This is a genomic window from Arenimonas terrae, from assembly GCF_006265115.1.
In the GTDB taxonomy this organism is placed as follows: Bacteria; Pseudomonadota; Gammaproteobacteria; order Xanthomonadales; family Xanthomonadaceae; genus Arenimonas; species Arenimonas terrae.
On record NZ_SMDR01000001.1, the window covers coordinates 1486342 to 1508962 of the forward strand.

Sequence of the window (22621 nt, forward strand, 5' to 3'; positions counted from 1 at the left end):
CGGGGCGCGCCGGGCGCGAATGAAAAGGCCGCGGCAGCCCAGGGGGCGTCGCGGCCGTCTAGTCTAACTTGGGGACGGGGGCCGGACTATCAAGCCCGGCCGGAAAGGCTCAGCCGCGGACCTTTTCCAGGTACTGGCGCGGGTTGACCTGGCGGCCGTCCAGCTTGACCTCGAAGTGCAGGTGCGAGCCGGTCGAGCGGCCGGTGGAGCCGACCCTGGCGATCTGCTGGCCGGCGCGGACGATGTCGCCGACGCGGACCAGGTTGGCCGAATTGTGCGCGTACAGGGTCTTGTAGCCGTTGCCGTGGTCGATCTCGACCACGTTGCCGTAGCCGTTGCGCACGCCGGAGAAGCTGATCACGCCCTCGGCGGCGGCGGTGACCGGGTCGCCGGTGTTGGCGTCGATGTCGATGCCCAGGTGGTGGGCGCGGCCGCGGCCGAAAGGATCGTTGCGGCCACCGTAGCTGGAGGAGATGTAGCCCGGGGCGGGCATGCCGGCCGGGGTGCGCTTGCTTTCGAGCTTCTGGTCGAACAGCAGGGCTTCGATCACCGACAGCTGGCGGCCGGAATCGTCGAACTGGGCCTGCAGGGCGTCGAGACTGGAGAGCAGGTCGCCGGAGGGAACGTCCTCGGCGGACTCGGAACCACCCTGGCCGGGCAGCTCGCCGAAATTGAACTCGCCGTCCTTGAGCTTGCCGACGCGGGTCAGGCGGTCGCCCAGGGCGTTGAGGCGATTGGCCTGGGCCTGGAGCTCGCCGACACGGGCGGCGATGGCATTGACTTCACGCTGCGCTTCGTCGCGTGCCTGGGTCAGCTCCAGCGCCTGCTGGTCGAGCTGGGCCTGCATCCGGGCGATTTCTTCGAGGGCGGCCCCGTTGGCGCCCCGCGCCAGGTAACCGAGACCGAAGGCGGTGGCCAGCACCAGCGCGATGGCGCCAAGGGCGATGCCCGCTACTTTCGGTTGGTCGAACGCCAGCTTTTTTGGCGATCGAAGGAAATTTGCTGCGATGATGACATTCATCATGTCTGACCCGTCCAAAACCCACGTCCGCGGTGCCGCACCAGCCGCCCTCCCCCGCCAGGCGCTCGAGGCGCTTGCCGGTACCGGACTTGCCAGCCTGGTTGAGCGTGCCCAGTGGTTGGACGCGCTCGACCCGTTGCTGCGCCAGAGTCTCCCCGCCACCTTGGCCGACCAATGCAAGTTGGCCAACGTGGATGACAAGAACTTGGTGTTCCTCGTCAGCGCCCCGGTCTGGAAGGCCAAGCTGCGGCTGCACGCGGACGTCCTGCTGGACGCCGCCGCCGCGGCCGGGCTCAAGGCCAGGACGCTGGTGGTGAAAGTGTCGCCTCCCGCTCCCGCCATCCCCTCGGGGAACGGCAACGCGAAACCACTTTCCGAGGCAGTCCGCGATTCACTGCGGGCCACCGCCCAGACGGTCTCCGATCCCGAGCTCAGGGCCCAGCTTCTCCGGCTGGCTGCCCACACCCGGTCCTCGACCGACGGGGCATGATGCCCCGTGGCTCGTCACATGTCGTTAATCAGGAGTTAAAAAAGCGTGAAGAACCGTGATGGGGTTCTCAGACCGCTTGTGCCGGGTGGGCGTACGAGATCGGCGCCAGGGCCGGATCCTCGAAGGTGACCTCTTCCCAGGCCGAGGTATCGGCCAGCAGGGCCCGCAGCAGCTGGTTGTTCAGGGCGTGACCGGACTTGTAGCCATAGAAGGCGCCGATCAGGCTGTGGCCGAGCAGGTACAGGTCGCCGATGGCGTCCAGGATCTTGTGCTTCACGAACTCGTCCTCGTACCGCAGGCCGTCTTCGTTGAGCACGCGGTAGTCGTCCAGGACGATGGCGTTGTCCATCGAGCCGCCCAGCGCCAGGTTGCGCTCGCGCAGGAACTCGATGTCCTTCATGAAGCCGAAAGTCCGGGCCCGGCTGACTTCCTTCACGAACGAGGTCGTGGAGAAGTCGATCTCGGTGCTGGACGTCGACTTGTTGAAGATGGGGTGGGCGAAGTCGATGGTGAAACCGACCTTGAAGCCCTCGAAGGGTTCGAAGCGGGCCCACTTGTCGCCGTCTTCGACCTTGATCGGCTTCTTGATGCGGATGAAGCGCTTGGCCTTGTTCTGCTCCTCGATGCCCGCCGACTGCAGCAGGAACACGAAGGGGCCGGCCGAACCGTCCATGATCGGCACTTCGGCCGTGGACAGGTCCACATAAGCGTTGTCGATGCCCAGCCCGGCCATGGCCGACAGCAGGTGCTCGATGGTCATCACGCGCGTGTTGCCTTCCACCAGGGCGGTGCAAAGGCTGGTGTCGCCGACCTTCTCGGCCTTGGCGTGGATTTCCACGGGCTGGTCGAAGTCCACGCGCCGGAACACGATGCCGGTATCGGGCGCAGCCGGGCGCAAGGTCATATAGACCTTCTCGCCGCTGTGCAGGCCGACGCCGGTGGCGCGGATGACGTTCTTGAGGGTTCTTTGTCTAATCATTTTTGTGGCGTTCTCCGGGGCAGGAGCGCGCAAACCGCTGGGAACCATAGCACACGAAGCTCTGAACGAAAACATAACAACATCAATTCCGTCTCATCCCTGCAACGAAGGGCCCAGAAACTGGCCCATCGTCCTTGATGCCTGGACTGCCCCCGGGACGGGAAAAAGGCCCGCCGGCTGGCGGCGGGCCAAGGATTTCCTGACCCCCTGGGGACTGCGCCACCCCGCCTCCGGCGGGGTGGTGACGCCCGGCCGACCGTCCTGGGTCGTCCGGCGGGACCGCTGGCCTGGGCTGCCTGGTCGGGCAGCCCGGGGCGGACCCTGGGCTCAAGCGGTCCGGCGGCGCGGGCGGCCCGCGCCGTGGACGGACCGGTCAGTCGGCCTCAGTCCGCCTGGCGGCGGAGGAAGGCCGGGATGTCCAGATAGCTGTGGTCGGTGGCGATGTCGTTCAGGGCGGTGGCCGAGGCCGACGCCGGTTCATGGCTGCGGCCCGACCGCAGGCCCAGGTGGCCGTGGCCCTGGACCGGGGCCGCGTTCACGTTGGCCATGGCGTCGTAGTCCACCTGGCCGGTGCTGGCGTTGCGGACCAGCTTGACCGGGGCGCGGTGCACTTCCTTCTCCGGCACCCGCACGGTCTGGCGCACGGCGCCGCGGTTGAGGCCGGTGGCCACCACGGTGACGCGCACTTCGTCCTGCATGTCCGGGTCCAGCGAGGTGCCGATGACGACGGTGGCGTCCTCGGAGGCGAAGTCCTCGATGGTGCGGCCGATCTCGTCGAACTCGGCCATGGTGAAGTCCGGGCCGGCCGTGATGTTGACCAGCACGCCGTTCGCGCCCGAGAGGTTGACCTCGTCCAGCAGCGGGTTGCTGATGGCGGCCTCGGCGGCGGCCTGGGCGCGGTCGTCGCCGCGGGCGACGCCGGTGCCCATCATCGCCAGGCCCATTTCGGACATGACGGTGCGGACGTCGGCGAAGTCGACGTTGATCAGGCCCGGGCTGACGATCAGGTCGGCGATGCCCTTCACGGCGCCCAGCAGCACGTCGTTGGCGGCGCGGAAGGCCTGCACCATGGTGGCCTGGCGGCCGAGCACGGTGATCAGCTTCTCGTTCGGGATGGTGATCAACGAGTCGCAGTGGTGGCTCAGCTCCTCGATGCCCTTGAGCGCCACCTGCATGCGGCGGCGGCCCTCGAACGGGAAGGGCTTGGTGATGACCGCGACGGTCAGGATGCCCATCTCCTTGGCCAGCTGCGCCACGACCGGCGCCGCGCCGGTACCCGTGCCGCCGCCCATGCCGGCGGTGATGAACACCATGTCGGCGCCGTCCAGCGCCTCGACGATGCGCTCGCGGTCCTCGAGCGCGGCCTGGCGGCCGACCTCGGGGTTGGCGCCGGCGCCCAGGCCCTTGGTGACGTTGCCGCCAAGCTGCAGCTGCAGCTTGGCGCCGCACTGCTTGATGGCCTGCGCGTCGGTGTTGGCGGTGATGAACTCAACGCCTTCGACGCCGGCGTTGACCATGTGCGCGACGGCATTGCCGCCGCCGCCGCCGACGCCGATCACCTTGATGACCGCGTTGGGTGCCAGCTTCTCGATCAGTTCGAAATGTGCCATGTCCTCGTCCTCCGTGATTCGATCCAGGGGTTTTCTGTTTGTTGTTGTTTCAAGCTTGTGCCGCCACCACTACGACGTCGCTCAGAACTCACCGCGATACCAGTTCTTGAACTTCGTCCAAATCGTTCCCGCCTTGCCGGCCGACAGCGCCGGGCGGCGGGGGTTCTCTATCTGACTGCCCCAGAGCAGCAGGCCCACGCCGGTGGCGTGCACCGGGTTGCCGACCACTTCGCCCAGGCCGGAGACGTGCTGGGGAATCCCCACGCGCACCGGCATGTGCAGCATTTCTTCCGCGAGTTCGACCACGCCCTCCATGCGCGAGGCGCCGCCGGTCAGCACCAGGCCCGCGCGCACCAGCTCCTCGAAGCCGGAGCGGCGCAGTTCGGCCTGCACCATCTCGAAGATTTCCTCGTAGCGGTTCTGCACCGCCTCGGCCAGGGCCTGGCGCGCCAGGCGGCGCGGCGGGCGGTCGCCCACGCTCGGCACCTGGATGGATTCCTCGGCGGTGGCCAGCTGCGCCAGCGCGCAGGCATAACGCACCTTGATCTGTTCGGCCTCCGGCGTCGGCGTGCGCAGCAGGTGGGCGATGTCGTTGGTGACCTGGTCGCCGGCGATCGGCAGGCTGGCGCTGTGGCGGATGGCGCCCTGCACGAACACCGCGATGTCGGTGGTGCCGGCGCCGATGTCCACCAGCACCACGCCCAGCTCGCGTTCGTCGGCGGTCAGCACGGCGGTGCTCGAGGCCAGCGAACTCAGGATCAGGTCGTCCACCTGCAGGCCGCAGCGCTGCACGCACTTCATGACGTTGCTGGCGGCCGACTGGGCCCCGGTGACCAGGTGCGCGCGCACTTCCAGGCGCACGCCCGACATGCCGACCGGGTTGCGGATGCCTTCCTGGGAGTTGTCGACGATGTATTCCTGGGCGATGGCGTGCAGGATCTTCTGGTCGGCCGGCACCGCGACCGCCTTGGCGGCCTCGAGCACGCGGTCGAGGTCGGCATAGGTCACCTCGCCGCCCGCCACCGGCACGATGCCGGGCGAGTTGCGGCACTGGGTGTGGCTGCCGGAGATCGAGGCGTACACCGAGCGGATCTCGCAGCCGGCCATCAGCTCGGCTTCCTCGATCGCGCGCTGGATCGACTGCACCGTGGACTCGATGTCCACCACCACGCCGCGCTTCATGCCGCGCGATTCGTGCGAACCGATGCCGATCACCTCGATCTCGTGGCCGGGCGAATACTCGCCCACCAGCGCGGTGACCTTCGAGGTGCCGATGTCGAGCCCGACGATCAGCGACTTGTCGCCTTTGCGATTCATGTGTTGGCCTGTGCTGCGGGAGCGGTGGATTCAGGGGGAGCGGGCGGAGGCGCCGGAGCGTCTTTCCAGACGATGGCGAAGCCGTTGGTGTAACGAAGGTCGGCGCGCTCGAGCAGGCGCGGTTCGTCGGCGCGCAGCTGCGGCAGCATCCGGGCGAAACGCGCCAGGCGCGCCTGCGGGTCGCCGCGGCCGGCCTCGATCTCGGTGCCGTCGTCCAGGCGCAGGCTCCAGCTGCCGCGCGGGCTCAGGCGCACGGTTTCGACGCGCAGGCCGATCGGCAGGAACAGTGGCCGGGCCAGGCTGTGGAAGGACATCAGTTCGCTGGCGCGGGCTTCCGGGCCCTCGAACAGCGGCAGGCCGGCGCCGGCGCCTTCGGGCGCGGCGAACAGCTCACCGTCTTCCGACAGCATGCGGTCCTCGCCCCAGCGCGCCACCGGCGTGTGTTCGCTCAGGCTCACTTCGAGCTTGTCCGGCCAGCGCTTGCGCACCTCTACCTTCTCGACCCAGGGCAGCGCCGAGACCGCGGTGCGGACTTCGTCCAGGTCCACGGCGAAGAAGCCATTGCGCACCAGCGGCAGCACCGCTTCGCGCACAGCGGCCTCGTCCACCTGGCGGAACTCGCCGGTGACGGCGAGACGGCGCATCGGCCAGCGCTCGCCGGCGATCCAGCCGTTGAGCACGGCCACGACCGGCAGCGCCACCAGCACGATGGCGAAGCTCCAGGCCAGGATGCGCAGCAGGGCGTTCATCCGCGCGCGGCCTCCAGGCTGGTCTCGAGCACGCGCCAGCACAGGTCTTCGAAGTCGATACCGACCTGGCGCGCGGCCTTGGGCACCAGCGAATGGCTGGTCATGCCCGGTGCGGTGTTCACTTCCAGCAGATAGTTGTTGCCGGCCTTGTCGCGCATCACGTCCACGCGGCCCCAGCCGGTGCAGCCGGCGGCGCGGAAGGCGGCCAGGGCCAGCGCCTGCATTGCGCGCTCGGCGGCGGCGTCTTCCAGGCCCGGGCACAGGTACTGGGTGTCTTCGGCCAGGTACTTGGCGTGGTAGTCGTAGTACTCGCCGGCCGGCACGATGCGGATGGTCGGCAGCGCCACGTCGCCCAGGATGCCGACGGTGTATTCGCCGCCGACGATCAGCTGCTCCATCAGCAGCTCGCCCGGGTAGCGGGCCGCCAGCTCGACCGCGGCGTCCAGGTCGGCGTCGTTGAACACGCGCGACACGCCCACCGAAGAACCTTCGCTGGACGGCTTCACGATCACGGGAAGGCCCAGCTCGCGCGCGGCATCATGGACATTCGCGCCCTTGGCCAGGCGCACGTAGCGCGGCGTCGACAGCCCCAGCGACAGCCAGACCTGCTTGGTGCGGATCTTGTCCATCGCCAGCGCCGAACCGAGCACGCCGGAACCGGTGTACGGAACCTTCAGCGCCTCGAGCAGCCCCTGCAGCGTGCCGTCCTCACCGCCGCCCTTGTTGCCGTGCAGGATGTTGAAGACGCGGTCGAACCGGCCGGCGCCCAGCGCCTCGATCAGGGCCGGGATGCCGTCCACCGGCTGCGCGTCGATGCCTCGGGCGCGCAGCGCCTCGAGCACGTTGCGACCGGAGTCGAGCGAGACCTCGCGCTCGGCGCTGGTGCCGCCCATCAGCACGGCGACGCGGCCGAAGGCCTTGGGTTCGGTCACGCGCGGGGCGAGTACGGTCGGGTTCGAGACGGGCGTCATGCCTTGGTCACCCCATTCATTCCGTGGGCCGCCAGGTCGGCGGCGACATAGCCGATGTCGCCCGCGCCCATCATCAGCAGCAGGTCGCCGTCGGCCAGCACGTCGGCCAGCACCGGCGGCAGCTCCTTCGCGCTGCCGGCGACCACCGGGTCGATGCGGCCGCGGGCACGGATCGCGCGGGCCAGCGACTTGGCGTCGGCACCAGCGATGTGCGCCTCGCCCGCCGGGTAGACCTCGGTCAGCACGACCGCGTCGGCGCTCGACAGCACCGCGGCGAAGTCGTCGAACAGGTCGCGGGTGCGGGTGTAGCGGTGCGGCTGGAAGGCAACGACCAGCCGGCGCTCGGGCCAGCCGCCGCGCGCGGCCGCGAACACGGCCTCGAGTTCACGCGGGTGGTGGCCGTAGTCGTCCACCAGCAGGGCCTTGCCGCGACCGAAGTCGAGCTCGCCCTTGAGATTGAAGCGGCGGCCGATGCCCTGGAACTTCGCCAGCGCCGAGGCGATGGCTTGCGGTTCGACGCCCAGCTGCCAGCCGATCGCCGCGGCGGCCAGCGCGTTGAGCACGTTGTGGCGGCCCGGCAGGTTCAGGGTGACGTCGAGCGGCGCGGCCTCCGGCAGGTGCAGGGTGAAGCGCATGCAGGCACCCTCCTGGCGGACGTCGCGGGCGAAGACATCGGCCTTCTGCGCGATGCCATAGGTGACCAGGTGGCGCGGCGTTTCCGCGGCCAGCGCGGCCACCTCGGCGTCGTCCACGCACAGCACGGCCAGGCCGTAGAACGGCAGGCGGTGCAGGAATTCGTTGAAGGCGGCCTTCACGCGCTCGAAGTCGCCGCCGTAGTTCTCGAGGTGGTCGGCGTCGATGTTGGTGACCACGGCCACCAGCGGGTTCAGGCGCAGGAAGCTGCCGTCGCTCTCGTCGGCCTCGGCCACCAGCCACTGGCCGCCGCCCAGGCGGGCGTTGGCGCCGGCCGACAGCAGCTGGCCGCCGATGACGAAGGTCGGGTCCAGGCCACCCTCGCTGAGCACGCTCGCCACCAGCGAGGTCGTCGTGGTCTTGCCGTGGGTGCCGGCAATGGCGATGCCGCGCTTGAAGCGCATCAGCTCGGCGAGCATCTCGGCGCGCGGCACCACCGGGATGCGTTCGGCACGCGCGGCGGCCAGCTCCGGGTTCTCGGCCTTGATGGCGCTCGACACCACCACCACGTCGGCGCCGGCGATGTGGCCGGCGGCATGGCCGCGGAACACGTTCGCACCCATCGCCGACAGGCGGCGCGTGGCGGCCGAGTCGTTGGCATCGGAACCCGACACCTGGTACCCCAGGGTCACCAGCACCTCGGCGATGCCGCTCATGCCGACACCACCGATGCCGATGAAATGCACGCGCCGGAAGGCGCGCGCCAGATCGCCGGTTTCCTGCAGACGGCGGCGGATCATGCGCGGGCCTCCTCGATGACGATCGCCGCGACGGCCTGCGCCGCCTGCGGCAGTGCGGCCGCGCGGGCGGCCTCGGCCATGGCCAGGCGCGCCGGCGCGTCGGCCAGCAGCGGCCGGGCCGCGGCGAACAGCCGGTCCTCGAAACCCTCGCCTTCCGGCAGCAGGCGGGCGGCGCCGCGCTCGACCAGGAATTCGGCATTGCGGGTCTGGTGGTCGTCCACCGCGTTGGGATAAGGCACCAGCAGCGCGCCGACACCGGCGGCGCAGAGTTCGGCGAGCGTCAGCGCGCCGGCCCGGCAGACCACCAGATCCGCCCAGCCGTAGGCTTCGGCCATGTCGGCGATGAAGGGCTCGACGCTGGCGGCGACGCCGGCACCGGCATAGACCTGGCGGCACTTGTCCGCGTGGCGCTCGCCGCACTGGTGCCGCACCTGCGGACGCTGCCCCTCGGGCAGGCGCGCCAGCACCTGCGGCAGCGCGACGTTCAGGCTGTGCGCACCCTGGCTGCCGCCGAGAACCAGCAGTCGGGTCGCGCCGCCGCGGCCGGCGAAACGCGCGGCCGGCGCCGGCACCGCGGCGATCTCCGGGCGCACCGGGTTGCCGACGGTCTCGGCGTCACGGCCGGGGAAGCTGCCGGGGAAACCGCACAGCACGCGCCGGGCCAGGCGCGCGAGCACGCGGTTGGTCATACCCGGCGCGCGGTTCTGTTCGTGCACCAGCAGCGGCCGACGCAGCAGCCAGGCGCCCAGGCCGCCCGGGCCGGCGGCGAAACCGCCGAAGCTGAGCACCGCGCGCGGACGCAGGCGGCGCAGCACCGACAGCGCCTGCCAGACCGCGCGCGCCAGCAGGAACGGCGCCTTCAACAGGGCCAGCGCGCCCTTGCCGCGCACGCCGCGCACGCTGATGGTTTCGATGGCGATGCCCGCCTGCGGCACCAGCCGGGTTTCCATGCCACCGGCCGAACCGAGCCAGACCACGGGCACGTCGCGCGCGCGCAGCGCCTGCGCCACGGCCAGGCCCGGGAAGATGTGGCCGCCGGTGCCGCCGGCGAGGATGAGCACGGGGCCGGTCATGCGACCGCTCCGAACTTGGGTTCGACGCGATGCCGGGAACCGCGCGGACCCACCGCCGGCACCACGGCGGCCGGCGACTGCGCGGGCACGGCGGCGTCGAAACCGGCATGCTCGTCGGACGGGGCCTCGCCGTCGCCGCGGATGCGCGCGACCTGGCGCTCGGCGCGGTCGAGCTCGTAGCTCACGCGCAGCAGCAGGCCGATCGCCACGCAGGTCATCAGCACACTGGAGCCGCCCGACGAGATCAGCGGCAGGGTCAGGCCCTTGGTCGGCAGGATGCCCAGGTTCACGCCGATCGAGACGAAGGACTGCAGGCTGATCCAGAAGCCGACGCCGAAGGCGCAGAACCCGGCGAAGTGCCGGCGCATCTCCACCGCGCGCATGCCGATGTGGAAGGTGCGGGCGCTGAACGCGGCGAACAGCGCGATGATCAGGAACGATCCGACAAAACCCAGCTCCTCGGCGGTGACCGAGAAGATGAAGTCGGTGTGCGCCTCGGGCAGGTAGAAGAGCTTCTGCACGCTGCCGCCCAGGCCGACGCCGAACCACTCGCCGCGGCCGATCGCGATCAGGGCCTGGGTCAGCTGGAAGCCGTCGTCAAAAGGATCGGCCCAGGGGTCGAGGAAGGACTTCAGGCGCGCGACACGGTAGGGCGCGGCCACCGCGACTGCCGCCAGGGCGGGCAGCGTCAGCGCCGCCATCAGCGCCAGGTGCTGGATGCGCGCGCCGCCCAGCCAGACCATGCCGCCGGTGATCGCCAGGATCAGCGCCGCCGAGCCGAAGTCGGGCTGCAGCAGCAGGATCGCGGTGATCGCACCGGCCACGCCCAGCGGCTTGAGCAGGGTGCGCCAGCGGTTGCCGATCTCGTCGCGATAGCGCACCAGGTAGCTGGCGAGCCAGATGATCAGCAGCACCTTCACCGCTTCCACGGCCTGGAAGTTCGATACGCCCAGGTTGATCCAGCGCTGCGCGCCGTTGACGGTGTGGCCGATGCCGGGCAGGAACACCGCCAGCAGCAGCAGGAAGCAGCCCAGCAGCAGCCACTGGCTGTACTTCTCGACCAGCTTGAGTTCGAGCTGCATCATTCCCCAGGCCAGGCCCAGGCCCAGGCACAGGAAGACGATGTGGCGGGTCAGGAAATAGAACGGGCCCACGTCCAGCCCTTCCGAGATCGCGATCGAGCTCGACGCGACCATCACCACGCCCAGCCCGGCCAGGGCCAGCACCAGGCCCAGCAGCCACGGGTCGTAGCGCCCGGTGAGGGCGTCGAGCTTGGTGGCCTGGCTGGTGCGGTCGGCGGGGATCATCTCAGCGCACCTTCAGGGTCGCGAGACCGACGAGCACGAGCATCACCGAGATGATCCAGAAGCGCACGATCACGCGCGGCTCCGGCCAGCCCTTGAGCTCGAAGTGGTGGTGGATCGGCGCCATGCGGAACACGCGCCGGCCGGTGAGCTTGAACGAGGCGACCTGGATCATCACCGACAGCGTTTCGATGACGAAGATGCCGCCCATCAGCACCAGGATGGCTTCCTGGCGCACGATGACGGCGATCGTGCCCAGCACCGCGCCCAGCGCCAGCGCGCCGATGTCGCCCATGAACACCATCGCCGGATAGGTGTTGAACCACAGGAAACCCAGGCCCGCGCCGGCGATCGCCGCGCAGAAGATGGTGATCTCGCCCGCGCCCGGGATCGCCGGGATCTGCAGGTACTGCGAGAACACGGCATTGCCCGAAGCGTAGGCGAAGATGCCCAGCGCCGCGGCCACCAGCACGGTCGGCATGATCGCCAGGCCGTCCAGGCCGTCGGTCAGGTTCACCGCGTTCGAGAAACCGACGATCCAGAAGTAGGCGACCACGACGAACATCGCGCCCAGCGGCACCGCGAAGTCCTTGAGCAGCGGCAGGAACAGCGTGGTGTTGTTGGCGTGGTCGGCGGTGTAGTACAGCACCAGCGCCGCGGCCAGGCCGAACACCGACTGCAGCGCATACTTCCAGCGCGACTTCAGGCCGTTCGGGTCGCGGCGCACGATCTTGATCCAGTCGTCCAGCCAGCCGATGGCGCCGAAGGCCAGCAGCACGCCCAGCAGCACCCAGACGTAACGGTTGCGCAGGTCGGCCCAGAGCAGGGTCGAGAGCGTGATCGTCATCAGGATCAGGGTGCCGCCCATGGTCGGCGTGCCGGCCTTTGAAAAATGCGACTGCGGGCCGTCGGTGCGGATCGGCTGGCCGCCCTTGAGCTGGGCCAACCGCGCGATCACGTAAGGACCCAGCCACAGCGACAGCAGCAGCGCCGTCAGCGCACCCAGGATGGCGCGGAAGGTGATGTAGCCGAACAGCGCCGGCATCCACCCCATCGCGTTCAGCCAGCGGGCCAGTTCAAGCAGCATGGTGTCCGTCCCCTTCCCTGTCGGCGGCCAGCAGCGCGGCCAGCACCTTGTCCATCGCGCTCGAGCGCGAACCTTTCACCAGGCAGCGCAGGCCCGGACCGCCGACATGCAGTGCGCTGCCCAGCGCCGCCGTCAGCGCCGTGGGGCTGTCGAAGTGGCGCGCGCCATCGCCGAAGGCGCGACTGGCGGCGGCGCTTAGCGCGCCAACGGTCCACAGCCGCGCGATGCCGGCCCGGCGCGCCTGGCTGCCGATGTCGGCGTGCAGCAGCTCGGCGCCCTCGCCCAGTTCCGCCATGTCACCCAGCACCAGCCAGGCTTCGCCGCCGGCCTGGACCAGCGCGGCGATGGCCGCGGCGACCGAACCCGGGTTGGCGTTGTAGCTGTCGTCCACCAGCACCGCGCCGTTGCGCAGCGTGTGCGGAATCTGCCGGCCCGGCACCGGCTGGGCGTCGTCCAGGCCCTGCACGACGTCGTCGAGCGCGGCGCCGGCGCCCAGCGCCATCGCGGTGGCGGCCAGCGCGTTCATGATGTTGTGGCGGCCCGGCAGCGGCAGCACGATGTCGGCGGCGCCGGCCGGCGTGTGGAGGCGGAAGCGCGAACCCTCAGGCGTGGCCACGATGGCGCTGGCGCGCACGTCGGCATCGTTCTCGAGGCCGAAGCGCAGCACCCGGCGCGCGCCGATGCGCTGCAGGAACCAGGGCGCGAAGGCGTCGTCGGCATTGACCACCGCCACGCCATCGTCGGGCAGGGCCTCGTAGATCGCGCCCTTGGTCTCGGCGATGCCCAGCAGGCTGCCCATGCGCTCCATGTGCGCCGGCATGATGTTGTTGACCAGGGCGACGTTCGGCGGCGCGATCGAGGCCAGGTAGGCGATGTCGCCCGGCTTGCCGGCGCCCATCTCGTAGATCGCGAAGCGCGCGTCTTCCGGCGCGTCCAGCACCGCCAGCGGCAGGCCGATCTCGTTGTTGCGGTTGCCGGGATTGGCGTAAGCCTTGCCGGCGCGCGACAGGATGCCCAGCAGCAGGGTCTTCACCGAGGTCTTGCCGTTGCTGCCGGTCAGCGCCGCCACCACGGCCGGGCGGCCCTGCTGCACGCCGGCCGCGAGTTCGCCCAGGGCTTCCTCGGTGTCGGCGCACAGCACCTGCGGCAGCGGGCAGTCCACTTCTCGCTGCACCAGCAGGGCGACGGCGCCGCGCTCCAGGGCCTGGGCGGCGTGGTCGTGGCCGTCGTGGCGCTCGCCGCGCAGGGCGACGAACAGCGCGCCCGGCGCCAGCGTGCGGCCGTCGATGCCGACCGAGGTGAACTCGACGTCGGCGCCCAGGTGCCGGCCCTCGACCCAGCGTGCCGCCTGCGACAGCGCGATCGGCCTCATCGTGCGGCCTCCCGCGCCAGCAGCTGGGTGCGCGCGACCTGCAGGTCGTCGAAGGGATATTTCACGCCGCCGACTTCCTGGTAGGGCTCGTGGCCCTTGCCGGCGATCAGGATGACATCGCCGGGACCGGCGTCGCGCAGCGCGTCGGCGATCGCGAGCGCGCGGTCGCGCTGCACCTGCACGGCGTCGGTGCGGGTGAAGCCGGCCAGGATGTCGGCGACGATGCGGTCGCCGTCCTCGTTGCGCGGATTGTCGTCGGTGACGATGACGCGGTCGGCGCCGGCCTGGGCGATCGCGGCCATCTGCGGGCGCTTGCCGGGGTCGCGTTCGCCGCCGCAGCCGAACACGCAGGTCAGGCGGCCGGGCGTGTGTTCGCGCAGGCTGGCCAGCGCCTGCTGCAGCGCGTCGGGCGTGTGCGCGTAGTCCACCACCACCAGCGGCTGGCCGTCGCGGCCGCCGACGCGGCTCATGCGGCCACCCACCGGCGACAGCCGCGGCAGCATCGCCGCGACCTCGGCCAGCGGCCAGTCCAGCGCACGCAGTACGCCGGCGACGGCCAGCAGGTTGTCGACGTTGAAGCGGCCCAGCAGCGGCGTGGCGATCGCGTGCCGGTGATCGCCTTCGACCAGCTCGAAGCGCAGGCCGTCCGGCGCCAGGGTCACGTATTCGGCGCGCAGGGTGGCGTCGGCGTGGCCGCGCGAGCTGAGCGCGATGCGCCGGGCATCGGCGTGGGCGCTGGCGAGCAGGCCGGCGCCGAAGGGATCGTCCAGGTTCACCACCACCGTCTGCAGCGTCGGCCAGGCGAACAGGCGCGCCTTAGCGGCGCCGTAGGCCTCCATGCTGCCGTGGAAATCCAGATGGTCGCGCGTGAGGTTGGTGAACACCGCGACGCGGAACGCGACCGCATCCACGCGGCCCTGCTCCAGCGCGTGCGAGGACACTTCCATCGCCACGTGGGTGGCGCCGGCGTCGTGCATCTCGGCCAGAAGGCGGTGCACGGCGATCACGTCCGGCGTGGTGCGCTCGCCGGCGACCAGCTGGCCGTGCAGGCCCGCGCCCAGCGTGCCGATGCTGCCGGCGGTGTCGCCGCGCAGGGTCAGCGCTTCGGCGATCAGCTGCACGGTCGAGGTCTTGCCGTTGGTGCCGGTGACGCCGGTGACCGACAGCGCCGCGGACGGCGCGCCGTAGAAGCGGTCGGCCAGTTCGCCCTGGCGCTGGCGCAGGCCCGGCACCGCGACCACGTGCCGCGGCCGCGGCGCGCCGGCGGGCGCCGGCGGTTCGAACAGGATCACGCTCGCGCCCGCGGCCTCGGCCTGGGCGGCGTGGCGCAGGCCGTGGGTGCTGGCGCCGGCGAGCGCGATGAAGGCGTCGCCCGGGCGCAGCGCGCGGCTGTCGGCGCTCAGGCCGGTGATCTGCGGGTCGAAACCGGCCGGCGGAATCGCCACGTCGCGCAGCAGCGCATGCAGGGACAGGGCGCGGCTCATCGCAGCACCTCCGGCACCGGGTTCACCGCCGCCGGCGCCGGCGCGGCGGGCGCGGCCGCGGCGGCCACCTTCGGCGCGGCGCGCTTGGCCTGGGCGGCGAACCACTGTTCGATATCGTCCGGCGGCACGTCCATCAGGCGCAGCGCACCGTCCATCACGCGGTGGAACACCGGCGCCGACACCGCGCCGCCGCCGTATTCCAGGCCCTGCGGCTCGTGGATCACCACGGCCATCGCGAAACGCGGATTGGTCGCCGGCACCAGGCCGACGAACACCGCGGCATACCGCTTGGCGGCATAACCGCCGCCGCTGGCCTTGCGCGAGGTGCCGGTCTTCCCGGCGACGCGGTAACCCAGCACCGCCGCGCGCCGCGCCGTGCCCTCGGGGCCGGTGACGGTTTCCATCATCGCCATCAGCTGGCGCGCGATGGCCGGGTCCACCACCTGCACGCTGTCCTTGTTGCCGCCCTTGACGAAGGTCGCCTGGTGCAGGCGGCCGCCGTTGCCGATCGCGGCGTAGGCGCGCGCCAGCTGCAGCGGCGTCACCGACAGGCCGTAGCCGTAGCTGATGGTCGCCTTCTCGGCCGGACCCCAGCGGTTGGGCGGCGGCAGCACGCCCTGCACTTCGCCCGGGAAACCGCTGCCGCTGGTCTGGCCCAGGCCGAAGCGCGTGTACATGTCGTACTGGTGTTCGCTGGTGAGCTCGTTCGACACCCGCGTGGCGCCGACGTTGGAGCTCTTGGTCAGCACGCCGGTCAGGCTGAGCACGCCGTAGTTGCGGAAGTCGCGGATCGGGTGGCCGCCGGCCAGGGTCATGTAGCCCGGCGAGGTGTCGACCAGGGTGCTGGGCGTGAACTTGCCGCTCTCGATCGCCGCGGCGAAGGTCAGGGTCTTCATCACCGAGCCCGGCTCCACCACGTCGGTGACGGCGCGGTTGCGCTTGGAATCGAGCGTGGCGCCGCCCTGCGAGTTGGGGTTGAACGAGGGCTGGTTGACCATCGCCAGGATCTCGCCGGTCGGCACGTCCAGCACCACCACCGAACCGCTGGTGGCGCCGTGTTCGATCAGCGCCGACTTCAGCTCGCGGTAGGCCAGGTACTGGATGCGGCGGTCGATCGACAGCGTCAGGTCGTGGCCCGGCTCGGCGGCCTTGACCAGGTCCACGTTCTCGACGGTGCGGCCGCGGCGGTCGCGAATCACGCGCTGCGAACCGGGCGTGCCGGTCAGCCAGTCGTTGAAGGCCAGCTCCAGGCCTTCCTGGCCGGCGTCGTCGATGTTGGTGAAGCCCAGCACGTGGGCCATCACCTCGCCGTGCGGGTAGAAGCGCCGGAACTCGCGCTGCGAGTACACGCCCGGGATGTCCAGGTCCATCACCGCCTGGGCGACGTCCGGGTTCATGTGCCGGCGCAGGTAGACGAACTCCTTGGTGGCGCGCTGCGAGATGCGGTTCTCCAGCACGTCGCGCGGGATCGACAGCGCCTCGGCCAGCGCCGGCAGGCGGTCCGGGTGCTGCAGCAGCTCCTGCGGATTGGCCCACACCGACTCGACCGGCGAGGACACCGCCAGCGGCTCGCCATTGCGGTCGGTGATCATGCCGCGCGAGGTGGCGATCGGCACTTCGCGCAGGAAACGCGCGTCGCCCTGCTGCTGGTAGAAGTCCTGGCCGATCAGCTGCAGGAAGGCGGCGCGGCCGACCAGCACCAGGGCGCACAGGCCCAGCACGATGCCGACGGCATACAGCCGCTGGCGGGGGTTGTAGACGCGGGCCCGGGTCTTCATGGGCGCAGCACCACGATGTCGGCGTCTTCCGGGAACTTCATGCCGATGCGGGTGCCGGCGACCTGCTCGATGCGGTTGGCTTCGGACCAGGTGGCCTGCTCGAGCTGCAGACGGCCGAACTCGATGTTGAGCTCGTCGCGGCCGCGCTCGAGCGTGCTCAGCTCGATGTAGGCCTGGCGGTGCAGGTGGCGCGCCCAGACGACGCCGATCGCGCTGGCGATCACGCCGAGCACCAGGGCCAGCAGCACCAGCGCGCGCAGGCTCATGGTCGCTCCTGCGCGTCCTGCGCTCGCGACATTTGCACATCCATGTGCGGCACGCCCCCGAGCTTCTCGGCCACGCGCAGCACCGCGCTGCGGGCGCGCGGATTCACCGCGGTTTCCGACGATTCGGCGCGCATGGCGCCCGAGACGTCGCGCAGGCTCGGCGTGAACGCCACTTCCACCGGCATGCGGCGGTTTCCCGGCGGCGCCTTGGCGTGGCGGGCGATGAACTGCTTGACGATGCGGTCTTCCAGCGAGTGGAAGCTGATCACCGCCAGCCGGCCGCCGGGCTTGAGGCGGTCGTGCGCGGCGGCGAGCCCGCGCTCGAGGTCCTCGAGTTCGCGGTTGATGAAGATGCGGATCGCCTGGAAGCTGCGGGTGGCCGGGTGGATCTTGCTGTCGCCGCGGCCGACCACCGACGAGATCAGCTCGGCCAGCTGGGCGGTGCGCAGCAGCGGTGTGTCGTCGCGGCGCGCAACGATGGTGCGGGCGATCTTGCGGCTGAGCTTTTCCTCGCCGTAGGTCCACAGCACGTCGGCGATCTCGCGCTCGTCGGCGCGGGCCAGCCAGTTGGCGGCGCTTTCGCCGGACTCCGGGTCCATGCGCATGTCCAGCGGACCGTCCTTGGCGAAGCTGAAGCCGCGCTCGGCGACGTCGAGCTGGGGCGAGGACACGCCCAGGTCCAGCAGCACGCCGTCCAGGCCGGCGGCGGTTTCATCCCAGTGCCCGAGGTCGGCGAAGGAACCGCGGTAGACGGCGACGCGCGCGTCCGCACCAAACAGTGCGTGGGCGGTGGCGATCGCTTCCGGGTCCTTGTCCATCACCAACAGCCGTCCATCCGGCCCCAGCCGGTCGAGCACGCCGCGGGCGTGACCGCCGCGGCCAAAGGTTCCATCCAGGTACCGGCCATTCCCGAGCACACGCAGGCCGTCCAGCACCTGGGCGAACATCACCGGGAGATGGCTGGGCTGCGTGGCTTCCCGCATCCCGGCCACGCCCGTCACAGCCTGAGGTCGAGCATGTCCTCGCTGATCTCGTCTTCACCGATGGTTTGACGGATCTGCGCGAGGTGCGCCTGCTCGCTCCACAATTCGAACTTGCCGCCCATGCCGAGCAGCACCGCTTTTTTCTCGATGCCGGCGGCGGCGCGATGGCTGGCCGGCAGGGTCACGCGGCCGTTGCTGTCGGGCTCGACGACGGTGGCCGCACCGACCAGCTTCAGCTGCAGGTTGCGGTGGACCTTCTTCGCGTTCGGCAGCGCCATCACCTGGTCGCGGACGGTTTCCCAGGCCGCTTCCGGGTACAGCCACAGGCAGCCGGCTTCATATGGGTTGTAGGCCACGACCAGGCGGTTCCCGGCGCGCGCGACGAGATCCCGGGCGGCGGTGGGGATCGCCAGCCGGCCCTTGTCGTCGATCGTGATCGCGGTTTCGCCCTGGAACATGCCCTGGATCAGTCCTTATCCACCAAAAGCCACAAAAAACCCGAAATTCCCTCGGAAGCCCACGTTAGTCCTGGCTCCAGGGGCTGTCAAGGAAGTTTTCGGGTCAATTTCGCTAGGCGGATCAAGACTTTGCGCGAAACTTGAGAGTCTTGTTTAAGAACCGTTTGGCAAGTGTTGTTTCACATGGATTTGATCCAGCGCCGTGAAACACCTCACAGATCGGCGGGATGGGCCCACGCGCCGGTCCGCAGCCTGACCGGGGAGGCCGGGAAGCGGGGTCGTGCGCAAATCAAGGGGCCAGGGAGAGGAAAGTGGCGGAGCCGGCCGCTAAGCCGGGTTCTGTCGTGGACAGTCATTCCTCTAGCCCCCGCGTCACCGCGGGGATCAAGCAACCAACCCGGGTGCGGCACGAGCCATGCCATAGCACCCCTATTTGGTCTTGCTCCGGGTGGGGTTTGCCGTGCCCCGAGGCGTTGTCCCCTCGGGCGGTGGGCTCTTACCCCACCGTTTCGCCCTTACCACGCACCCTTGCGGGCCGTTCGGCGGTTTGTTTTCTGTTGCACTTTCCGTCGGCTCGCGCCGCCCAGGCGTTACCTGGCACCCTGCTCTGTGGAGCCCGGACTTTCCTCGGCGCATTGCTGCGACGCGACTGTCTTGGCCGGCTCCGCCGCCGCGGATTGTCTCACAGCGCCGCCGCGCGGGGATTTCCGCGTTCAGCCGCCGGCCGAACGGGCGAAACGGCCGCGACCTTCGCGCCGGCTGAAGTCGAAGGTGAAGGCCATGCGCAGCGGCACCTGCCGCTCGGTCACGCCCTCGCCTTCGCAGTCCTCGTTCTTCTCGATGCCGGGCGGGAAGGTGCAGACGGCCGCGGCGGTGAACTGCCACTCGCGCACCGTTGCCAGCACGGCCTGTTCGAACGCCGCGAGCGCCGGTTCGGCCGCGGCGGGGCAGTCCGGGCCGCCGTGCAGCGGTACCGCCCAGATCACCTCGCCCGCCTCGCTCACCACCAGGTCGACGCAGACGCGCGCCTTCTCGGGGCCGGCCGCCAGCTGCGCGGCGGGATAGTCGGGCAGATGGTCGGGGTTGAGATGGTTGGCCATCAGGAACAGCTGCTGCTGCTCCATCTTCATCGTGCGCGCCTGCGGTGGCAGGATCATGCTCGCGCCGACCTGGGTGCTGCGGCTGCCGGCGCAGGCGCACAGCGCCAGCGCCGCGAGCAGCGTCAATCCACGCATCATTCCCCGCCTCCGTACAGCGCCTTGCGCGGCGCACCGCTGATGTCCGCCGCGAGTTTGGCCGCCAGCGAGGGTTTGAGATGTTCGGCGAGTTTCGCGTACAGGCGCTGGCCCTCGAGCAGCCGCGCCTCGGTGTCGTCCTCGCAGCCGCGCACGACGACGACGAACTCGCCCTTGCGCTGGTTGTCGTCGGCGGCGATCTTCCCGATCAGCTCGTCCAGCGTGTCGCCCAGTACCGTCTCGAACAGCTTGGTCAGCTCGCGCGCGACCACCGCCTCGCGCCCGCCGCCGAAGGCCGCGGCCATGTCGGCGAGCGATTCCTCGATGCGGTGTGCGCTTTCGTAGAACACCATCGTGCGCGATTCACCCGAAAGCGCCGTCAGCTTCTCGCGGCGGCCGGAGGCCTTGGCCGGCAGGAAGCCCTCGAAGCAGAAACGGTCGCTGGGAATGCCCGCCACCGACAGCGCCGCGATCGCCGCACAGGCGCCGGGCACCGGGCTCACCTTCAGCCCGGCCGCGCGCACCTCGCGCACCAGCCGGTAGCCTGGGTCGCTGACCAGGGGCGTGCCGGCGTCGGACACCAGGGCCAGGGTTTCGCCGGCGCGCAGGCGCTCCACCAGCTTCCAGGCCACGTCTTCCTCGTTGTGCTCGTGCAGGGCCAGCAGCGGCCGCTCGATGCCGGTCTGGGCCAGCAGCTGGCGCGTATGCCGGGTGTCTTCGGCGCAGATCGCGTCCACCGCCGCCAATACCTCGCGGGCGCGGGCGCTCAGGTCGCCCAGGTTGCCGATCGGGGTTGCCACCACGTACAGGGTTCCCGCCTGTGTCACCGCCATGCCGCGCCCTCCCTGTGCACCGGCTATCATCTTAGCCGCATCGATACCCCGGACCCCCGACCATGCTGCGATCCGCCCCCCTGCTGTTCGCCCTCGCCGTCGTCAGCGGCTGCGCCAGCGTTTCGGTTGCCCCCGAGCCCACGGTCGAACAGCAGAGCGCGCAGCGCCTGGCCGCCGAGGGCAATCACCGCGAAGCTGCCCGCGCCTACGCCGCCACCGCCGCCCGCGTGCGCGGCGCGGCCCGCGACGAAGCCTGGTTGAACGCGGCCGAACAGTACCTGCTGGCCGGCGACGAAGGCGCCGCGCGCCAGTCCTGGGACCAGTCCAACCGCCGCCGCCTCGAGGGCGTCGACACGCTGCGCCACGACCTGCTCAACGCCGGCTTCCAGGCTGCCGCCGGCCGCCACGACCAGGTGCTGTCCCTGCTGGGCCAGCGCCGCGACAGCGTGCCCGCCGAGTTCGCGGCGCGCTGGCATGGCCAGCGCGCCGCTTCGCTGGAAGCGCTGGGCCGCGGCTTCGACGCCGCCGGCGAATACGCCTGGCTGCTCGCCGCGCTGCCGCGCGACCAGCGCGCCGAGACCGTGCGCCGCATCGACAAGCTGCTGGCCGCCGAATCCGACGCCGCGCTCGCCGCCAGCGCCGCGGCCCTGCCCGCCGGCCATCCGCTGTACCGGTACGCCGGCCGCGCGCTGACCCAGCGCGGCCTGCCGCTGCCGCGCCCCTACGACCGCAGCGCCTCCGCGCCCGGCCTCGACGCGCTGCCGCCGGCCGAAGCCGACGGCTACCGCCCGCCGGAACGCCTGGCCGTGCTGCTGCCGCTCAGCGGCCCGCTGGCCGCCGCCGGCCAGAGCGTGCGCGACGGCCTGATGTCCGGGTACTACGCCGAAACCCGGCGCCGCCCGCAGGTTCGCTTCTACGACACCGCCGGCAGCGTCGAAGGCGTCGGCCGCGCACTGGCCCAGGCGCGCGAGGAAGGCGCCCAGATGCTGGTCGGCCCGCTCACCCGCGATGAAGTGAACGCGCTGTTCGGCACCGCCGACCTCGACCTGCCGGCGATCGCGCTCAACCGCGGCACCGTGCCGCCGCCGCCCGGCAGCACCGCTTTCGCGCTGGCGCCGGAAGAAGAAGGCGCGGCCGCGGCGGACCGCCTGCTCGACCGCGGCTTCAAGCGCGTGCTGGTGGTGACCCAGGCCGACGAGAACGCGCGGCGCGCGCTCGGCGCCTTCCGCGAACGCCTGCTCGCACGCGGCGGCCAGGTGATCAACGAAGTCACCGTCAGCGAAGCCAACCCCGACTACGTGCCGGCCCTGCAGCAGGCGCTGGGCGGCTCGCGGCCGGAAGCGCTGTTCCTGAGCCTCAAGGCCGCGCAGGCGCGCCTGCTGTCGAGCCAGATGGATACCGCCGGCCTGGTCGGCGTGCCGCGCGTCGCCACTTCGCTGATCCTCTCGGGCGCGAACCTGCGCATGGACGTCGAGCTCGACGGCATCGAATACCCGGAGCTGCCCTGGCTGCTGGGCCTGAACATGGGCCTGCCCGACCCCGACACCCTCGGCAACACGCTGCCCAGCGCCCAGGGCGGCGGCGCGCGCCTGTACGCCTTCGGCATGGACGCGTGGAAGCTCGCGGCCTATCTCGACCATCTCAGCGCCGACCCCGGCGCGCAGCTTCGCGGCGCCACCGGCGAACTGCAGATGGACGCGCTGGGCGCGGTGCAGCGGCGCCCGGCCTGGGCGGTGTTCAGCGGCGGCCGGCCGCGCCCGGCGCTGGACGGCGCCCTGCTGCCCGATGCCGGCAACCCCTGACCGGCGCCAACTCGGCGCCGCGGCCGAAGCGGCCGCGTGTGCCCACCTGGAGGCCGCGGGGCTGAGGCCACTCGCGCACAACGTCAACTACCGCTTCGGTGAACTCGATCGGGTGATGCGCGACGGCGACACGGTCGTCTTCGTCGAGGTGCGCTACCGCCGCGATGACCGCTTCGGCGGCGCCGCGGGCTCCGTGGATTTCCGCAAGCGCCGCCGCCTGATTTTGGCCGCGCGCGCCTGGCTGGCCGCGCAGCGCGGTTTCGCCGACGCGCCCTGCCGCTTCGACGTGGTGACCGTGCAGGGCGCCGACGACGCGCTCGACTGCGAGTGGATCCGCGACGCCTTCCGGCTCGACGACGCCTGAGGCCCCGAGGGG

21 protein-coding genes and 1 other RNA gene are annotated in these 22621 nt (G+C 70.8%); 3 read left to right on the forward strand and 19 right to left on the reverse strand.

Annotated features, from left to right (window positions below):
* Nucleotides 1–109: 109 nt before the first annotated feature.
* Nucleotides 110–1021 (reverse strand): M23 family metallopeptidase, encoded by a 912-nt coding sequence (locus tag E1B00_RS07080; protein WP_246048506.1) that lies wholly within the window; start codon nt 1019–1021, stop codon nt 110–112.
* On the opposite strand from E1B00_RS07080, the gene E1B00_RS07085 reads away from it, so the two are divergent.
* A complete protein-coding gene (locus E1B00_RS07085; protein WP_220396236.1) occupies nt 1008–1511 on the forward strand; it encodes a DciA family protein in 504 nt (167 codons plus the stop codon). The genes E1B00_RS07080 and E1B00_RS07085 overlap by 14 nt on opposite strands.
* 67 nt (nt 1512–1578) lie before the next feature.
* Here E1B00_RS07085 and lpxC read toward each other — a convergent pair whose 3' ends face one another.
* From lpxC to rsmI, 18 genes are all read right to left on the reverse strand, one after another.
* On the reverse strand, nt 1579–2490 hold the full coding sequence (gene lpxC / locus E1B00_RS07090) for a UDP-3-O-acyl-N-acetylglucosamine deacetylase (RefSeq protein ID WP_139447026.1): 912 nt from the start codon (nt 2488–2490) through the stop codon (nt 1579–1581).
* Nucleotides 2491–2873: 383 nt separating this feature from the next.
* Nucleotides 2874–4100, reverse strand: a complete 1227-nt coding sequence (ftsZ, locus tag E1B00_RS07095; protein WP_139447028.1) for a cell division protein FtsZ — start codon at nt 4098–4100, stop codon at nt 2874–2876.
* Between the two features lie 81 nt (nt 4101–4181).
* Entirely contained in the window at nt 4182–5417 is a 1236-nt protein-coding gene (gene ftsA / locus E1B00_RS07100) for a cell division protein FtsA (protein WP_139447030.1), read from the reverse strand.
* Nucleotides 5414–6166, reverse strand: a complete 753-nt coding sequence (locus E1B00_RS07105) for a cell division protein FtsQ/DivIB (protein ID WP_139447032.1) — start codon at nt 6164–6166, stop codon at nt 5414–5416. The genes ftsA and E1B00_RS07105 overlap by 4 nt, the downstream gene beginning before the upstream one ends.
* Nucleotides 6163–7137 (reverse strand): D-alanine--D-alanine ligase, encoded by a 975-nt coding sequence (locus E1B00_RS07110; protein ID WP_139447034.1) that lies wholly within the window; start codon nt 7135–7137, stop codon nt 6163–6165. Before E1B00_RS07110 ends, E1B00_RS07105 begins: the two co-directional genes overlap by 4 nt.
* Complete coding sequence (gene murC, locus E1B00_RS07115; protein ID WP_139447769.1) at nt 7134–8567, reverse strand: UDP-N-acetylmuramate--L-alanine ligase; 1434 nt, start codon at nt 8565–8567, stop codon at nt 7134–7136. The genes E1B00_RS07110 and murC overlap by 4 nt, the downstream gene beginning before the upstream one ends.
* Complete coding sequence (murG, locus tag E1B00_RS07120; protein ID WP_139447036.1) at nt 8567–9643, reverse strand: undecaprenyldiphospho-muramoylpentapeptide beta-N-acetylglucosaminyltransferase; 1077 nt, start codon at nt 9641–9643, stop codon at nt 8567–8569. The genes murC and murG overlap by 1 nt, the downstream gene beginning before the upstream one ends.
* On the reverse strand, nt 9640–10950 hold the full coding sequence (gene ftsW / locus E1B00_RS07125; RefSeq protein ID WP_139447038.1) for a putative lipid II flippase FtsW: 1311 nt from the start codon (nt 10948–10950) through the stop codon (nt 9640–9642). The genes murG and ftsW overlap by 4 nt, the downstream gene beginning before the upstream one ends.
* Nucleotide 10951: 1 nt before the next feature.
* On the reverse strand, nt 10952–12034 hold the full coding sequence (gene mraY, locus E1B00_RS07130) for a phospho-N-acetylmuramoyl-pentapeptide-transferase (protein WP_139447040.1): 1083 nt from the start codon (nt 12032–12034) through the stop codon (nt 10952–10954).
* Nucleotides 12024–13406: a UDP-N-acetylmuramoyl-tripeptide--D-alanyl-D-alanine ligase gene (locus E1B00_RS07135; protein ID WP_139447042.1), complete on the reverse strand. Its 1383-nt coding sequence runs from the start codon at nt 13404–13406 to the stop codon at nt 12024–12026. The genes mraY and E1B00_RS07135 overlap by 11 nt, the downstream gene beginning before the upstream one ends.
* Nucleotides 13403–14890: a UDP-N-acetylmuramoyl-L-alanyl-D-glutamate--2,6-diaminopimelate ligase gene (locus E1B00_RS07140; protein ID WP_139447044.1), complete on the reverse strand. Its 1488-nt coding sequence runs from the start codon at nt 14888–14890 to the stop codon at nt 13403–13405. The genes E1B00_RS07135 and E1B00_RS07140 overlap by 4 nt, the downstream gene beginning before the upstream one ends.
* On the reverse strand, nt 14887–16668 hold the full coding sequence (locus tag E1B00_RS07145) for a peptidoglycan D,D-transpeptidase FtsI family protein (RefSeq protein WP_139447046.1): 1782 nt from the start codon (nt 16666–16668) through the stop codon (nt 14887–14889). The genes E1B00_RS07140 and E1B00_RS07145 overlap by 4 nt, the downstream gene beginning before the upstream one ends.
* Nucleotides 16665–16928, reverse strand: coding sequence for a cell division protein FtsL (ftsL, locus tag E1B00_RS07150; protein WP_139447771.1), 264 nt, complete (start codon nt 16926–16928; stop codon nt 16665–16667). Before ftsL ends, E1B00_RS07145 begins: the two co-directional genes overlap by 4 nt.
* A gap of 2 nt (nt 16929–16930) precedes the next feature.
* Nucleotides 16931–17917 (reverse strand): 16S rRNA (cytosine(1402)-N(4))-methyltransferase RsmH, encoded by a 987-nt coding sequence (gene rsmH, locus E1B00_RS07155; RefSeq protein WP_139447773.1) that lies wholly within the window; start codon nt 17915–17917, stop codon nt 16931–16933.
* Between the two features lie 14 nt (nt 17918–17931).
* Nucleotides 17932–18375 carry a division/cell wall cluster transcriptional repressor MraZ gene (gene mraZ, locus E1B00_RS07160; protein ID WP_139447048.1) on the reverse strand — a complete coding sequence of 148 codons (444 nt, stop codon included), beginning with the start codon at nt 18373–18375 and terminating at the stop codon, nt 17932–17934.
* Between the two features lie 312 nt (nt 18376–18687).
* An RNA gene (rnpB, locus tag E1B00_RS07165) (RNase P RNA component class A) lies at nt 18688–19041 on the reverse strand.
* 47 nt (nt 19042–19088) lie between these two features.
* A complete protein-coding gene (locus E1B00_RS07170) occupies nt 19089–19613 on the reverse strand; it encodes a hypothetical protein (RefSeq protein WP_139447050.1) in 525 nt (174 codons plus the stop codon).
* A complete protein-coding gene (rsmI, locus tag E1B00_RS07175) occupies nt 19610–20437 on the reverse strand; it encodes a 16S rRNA (cytidine(1402)-2'-O)-methyltransferase (RefSeq protein ID WP_139447775.1) in 828 nt (275 codons plus the stop codon). Before rsmI ends, E1B00_RS07170 begins: the two co-directional genes overlap by 4 nt.
* Nucleotides 20438–20505: 68 nt before the next feature.
* Here rsmI and E1B00_RS07180 point away from each other — a divergent pair, with 68 nt between their 5' ends.
* A complete protein-coding gene (locus E1B00_RS07180; protein ID WP_139447052.1) occupies nt 20506–22245 on the forward strand; it encodes a penicillin-binding protein activator in 1740 nt (579 codons plus the stop codon).
* A complete protein-coding gene (locus tag E1B00_RS07185; RefSeq protein WP_139447054.1) occupies nt 22229–22609 on the forward strand; it encodes a YraN family protein in 381 nt (126 codons plus the stop codon). The genes E1B00_RS07180 and E1B00_RS07185 overlap by 17 nt, the downstream gene beginning before the upstream one ends.
* Nucleotides 22610–22621: the final 12 nt, after the last annotated feature.

Bases quoted from the DNA above. Each gene is read 5' to 3' on its own strand.
- E1B00_RS07085 (WP_220396236.1), top strand. From the start codon at position 1,008: ATGATGACATTCATCATGTCTGACCCGTCCAAAACCCACGTCCGCGGT.
- E1B00_RS07080 (WP_246048506.1), bottom strand. From the start codon at position 1,021: ATGAATGTCATCATCGCAGCAAATTTCCTTCGATCGCCAAAAAAGCTG.
- lpxC (WP_139447026.1), bottom strand. From the start codon at position 2,490: ATGATTAGACAAAGAACCCTCAAGAACGTCATCCGCGCCACCGGCGTC.
- ftsZ (WP_139447028.1), bottom strand. From the start codon at position 4,100: ATGGCACATTTCGAACTGATCGAGAAGCTGGCACCCAACGCGGTCATC.
- ftsA (WP_139447030.1), bottom strand. From the start codon at position 5,417: ATGAATCGCAAAGGCGACAAGTCGCTGATCGTCGGGCTCGACATCGGC.
- E1B00_RS07105 (WP_139447032.1), bottom strand. From the start codon at position 6,166: ATGAACGCCCTGCTGCGCATCCTGGCCTGGAGCTTCGCCATCGTGCTG.
- E1B00_RS07110 (WP_139447034.1), bottom strand. From the start codon at position 7,137: ATGACGCCCGTCTCGAACCCGACCGTACTCGCCCCGCGCGTGACCGAA.
- murG (WP_139447036.1), bottom strand. From the start codon at position 9,643: ATGACCGGCCCCGTGCTCATCCTCGCCGGCGGCACCGGCGGCCACATC.
- ftsW (WP_139447038.1), bottom strand. From the start codon at position 10,950: ATGATCCCCGCCGACCGCACCAGCCAGGCCACCAAGCTCGACGCCCTC.
- mraY (WP_139447040.1), bottom strand. From the start codon at position 12,034: ATGCTGCTTGAACTGGCCCGCTGGCTGAACGCGATGGGGTGGATGCCG.
- E1B00_RS07135 (WP_139447042.1), bottom strand. From the start codon at position 13,406: ATGAGGCCGATCGCGCTGTCGCAGGCGGCACGCTGGGTCGAGGGCCGG.
- E1B00_RS07140 (WP_139447044.1), bottom strand. From the start codon at position 14,890: ATGAGCCGCGCCCTGTCCCTGCATGCGCTGCTGCGCGACGTGGCGATT.
- E1B00_RS07145 (WP_139447046.1), bottom strand. From the start codon at position 16,668: ATGAAGACCCGGGCCCGCGTCTACAACCCCCGCCAGCGGCTGTATGCC.
- rsmH (WP_139447773.1), bottom strand. From the start codon at position 17,917: ATGCGGGAAGCCACGCAGCCCAGCCATCTCCCGGTGATGTTCGCCCAG.
- mraZ (WP_139447048.1), bottom strand. From the start codon at position 18,375: ATGTTCCAGGGCGAAACCGCGATCACGATCGACGACAAGGGCCGGCTG.
- E1B00_RS07170 (WP_139447050.1), bottom strand. From the start codon at position 19,613: ATGATGCGTGGATTGACGCTGCTCGCGGCGCTGGCGCTGTGCGCCTGC.
- E1B00_RS07180 (WP_139447052.1), top strand. From the start codon at position 20,506: ATGCTGCGATCCGCCCCCCTGCTGTTCGCCCTCGCCGTCGTCAGCGGC.
- E1B00_RS07185 (WP_139447054.1), top strand. From the start codon at position 22,229: ATGCCGGCAACCCCTGACCGGCGCCAACTCGGCGCCGCGGCCGAAGCG.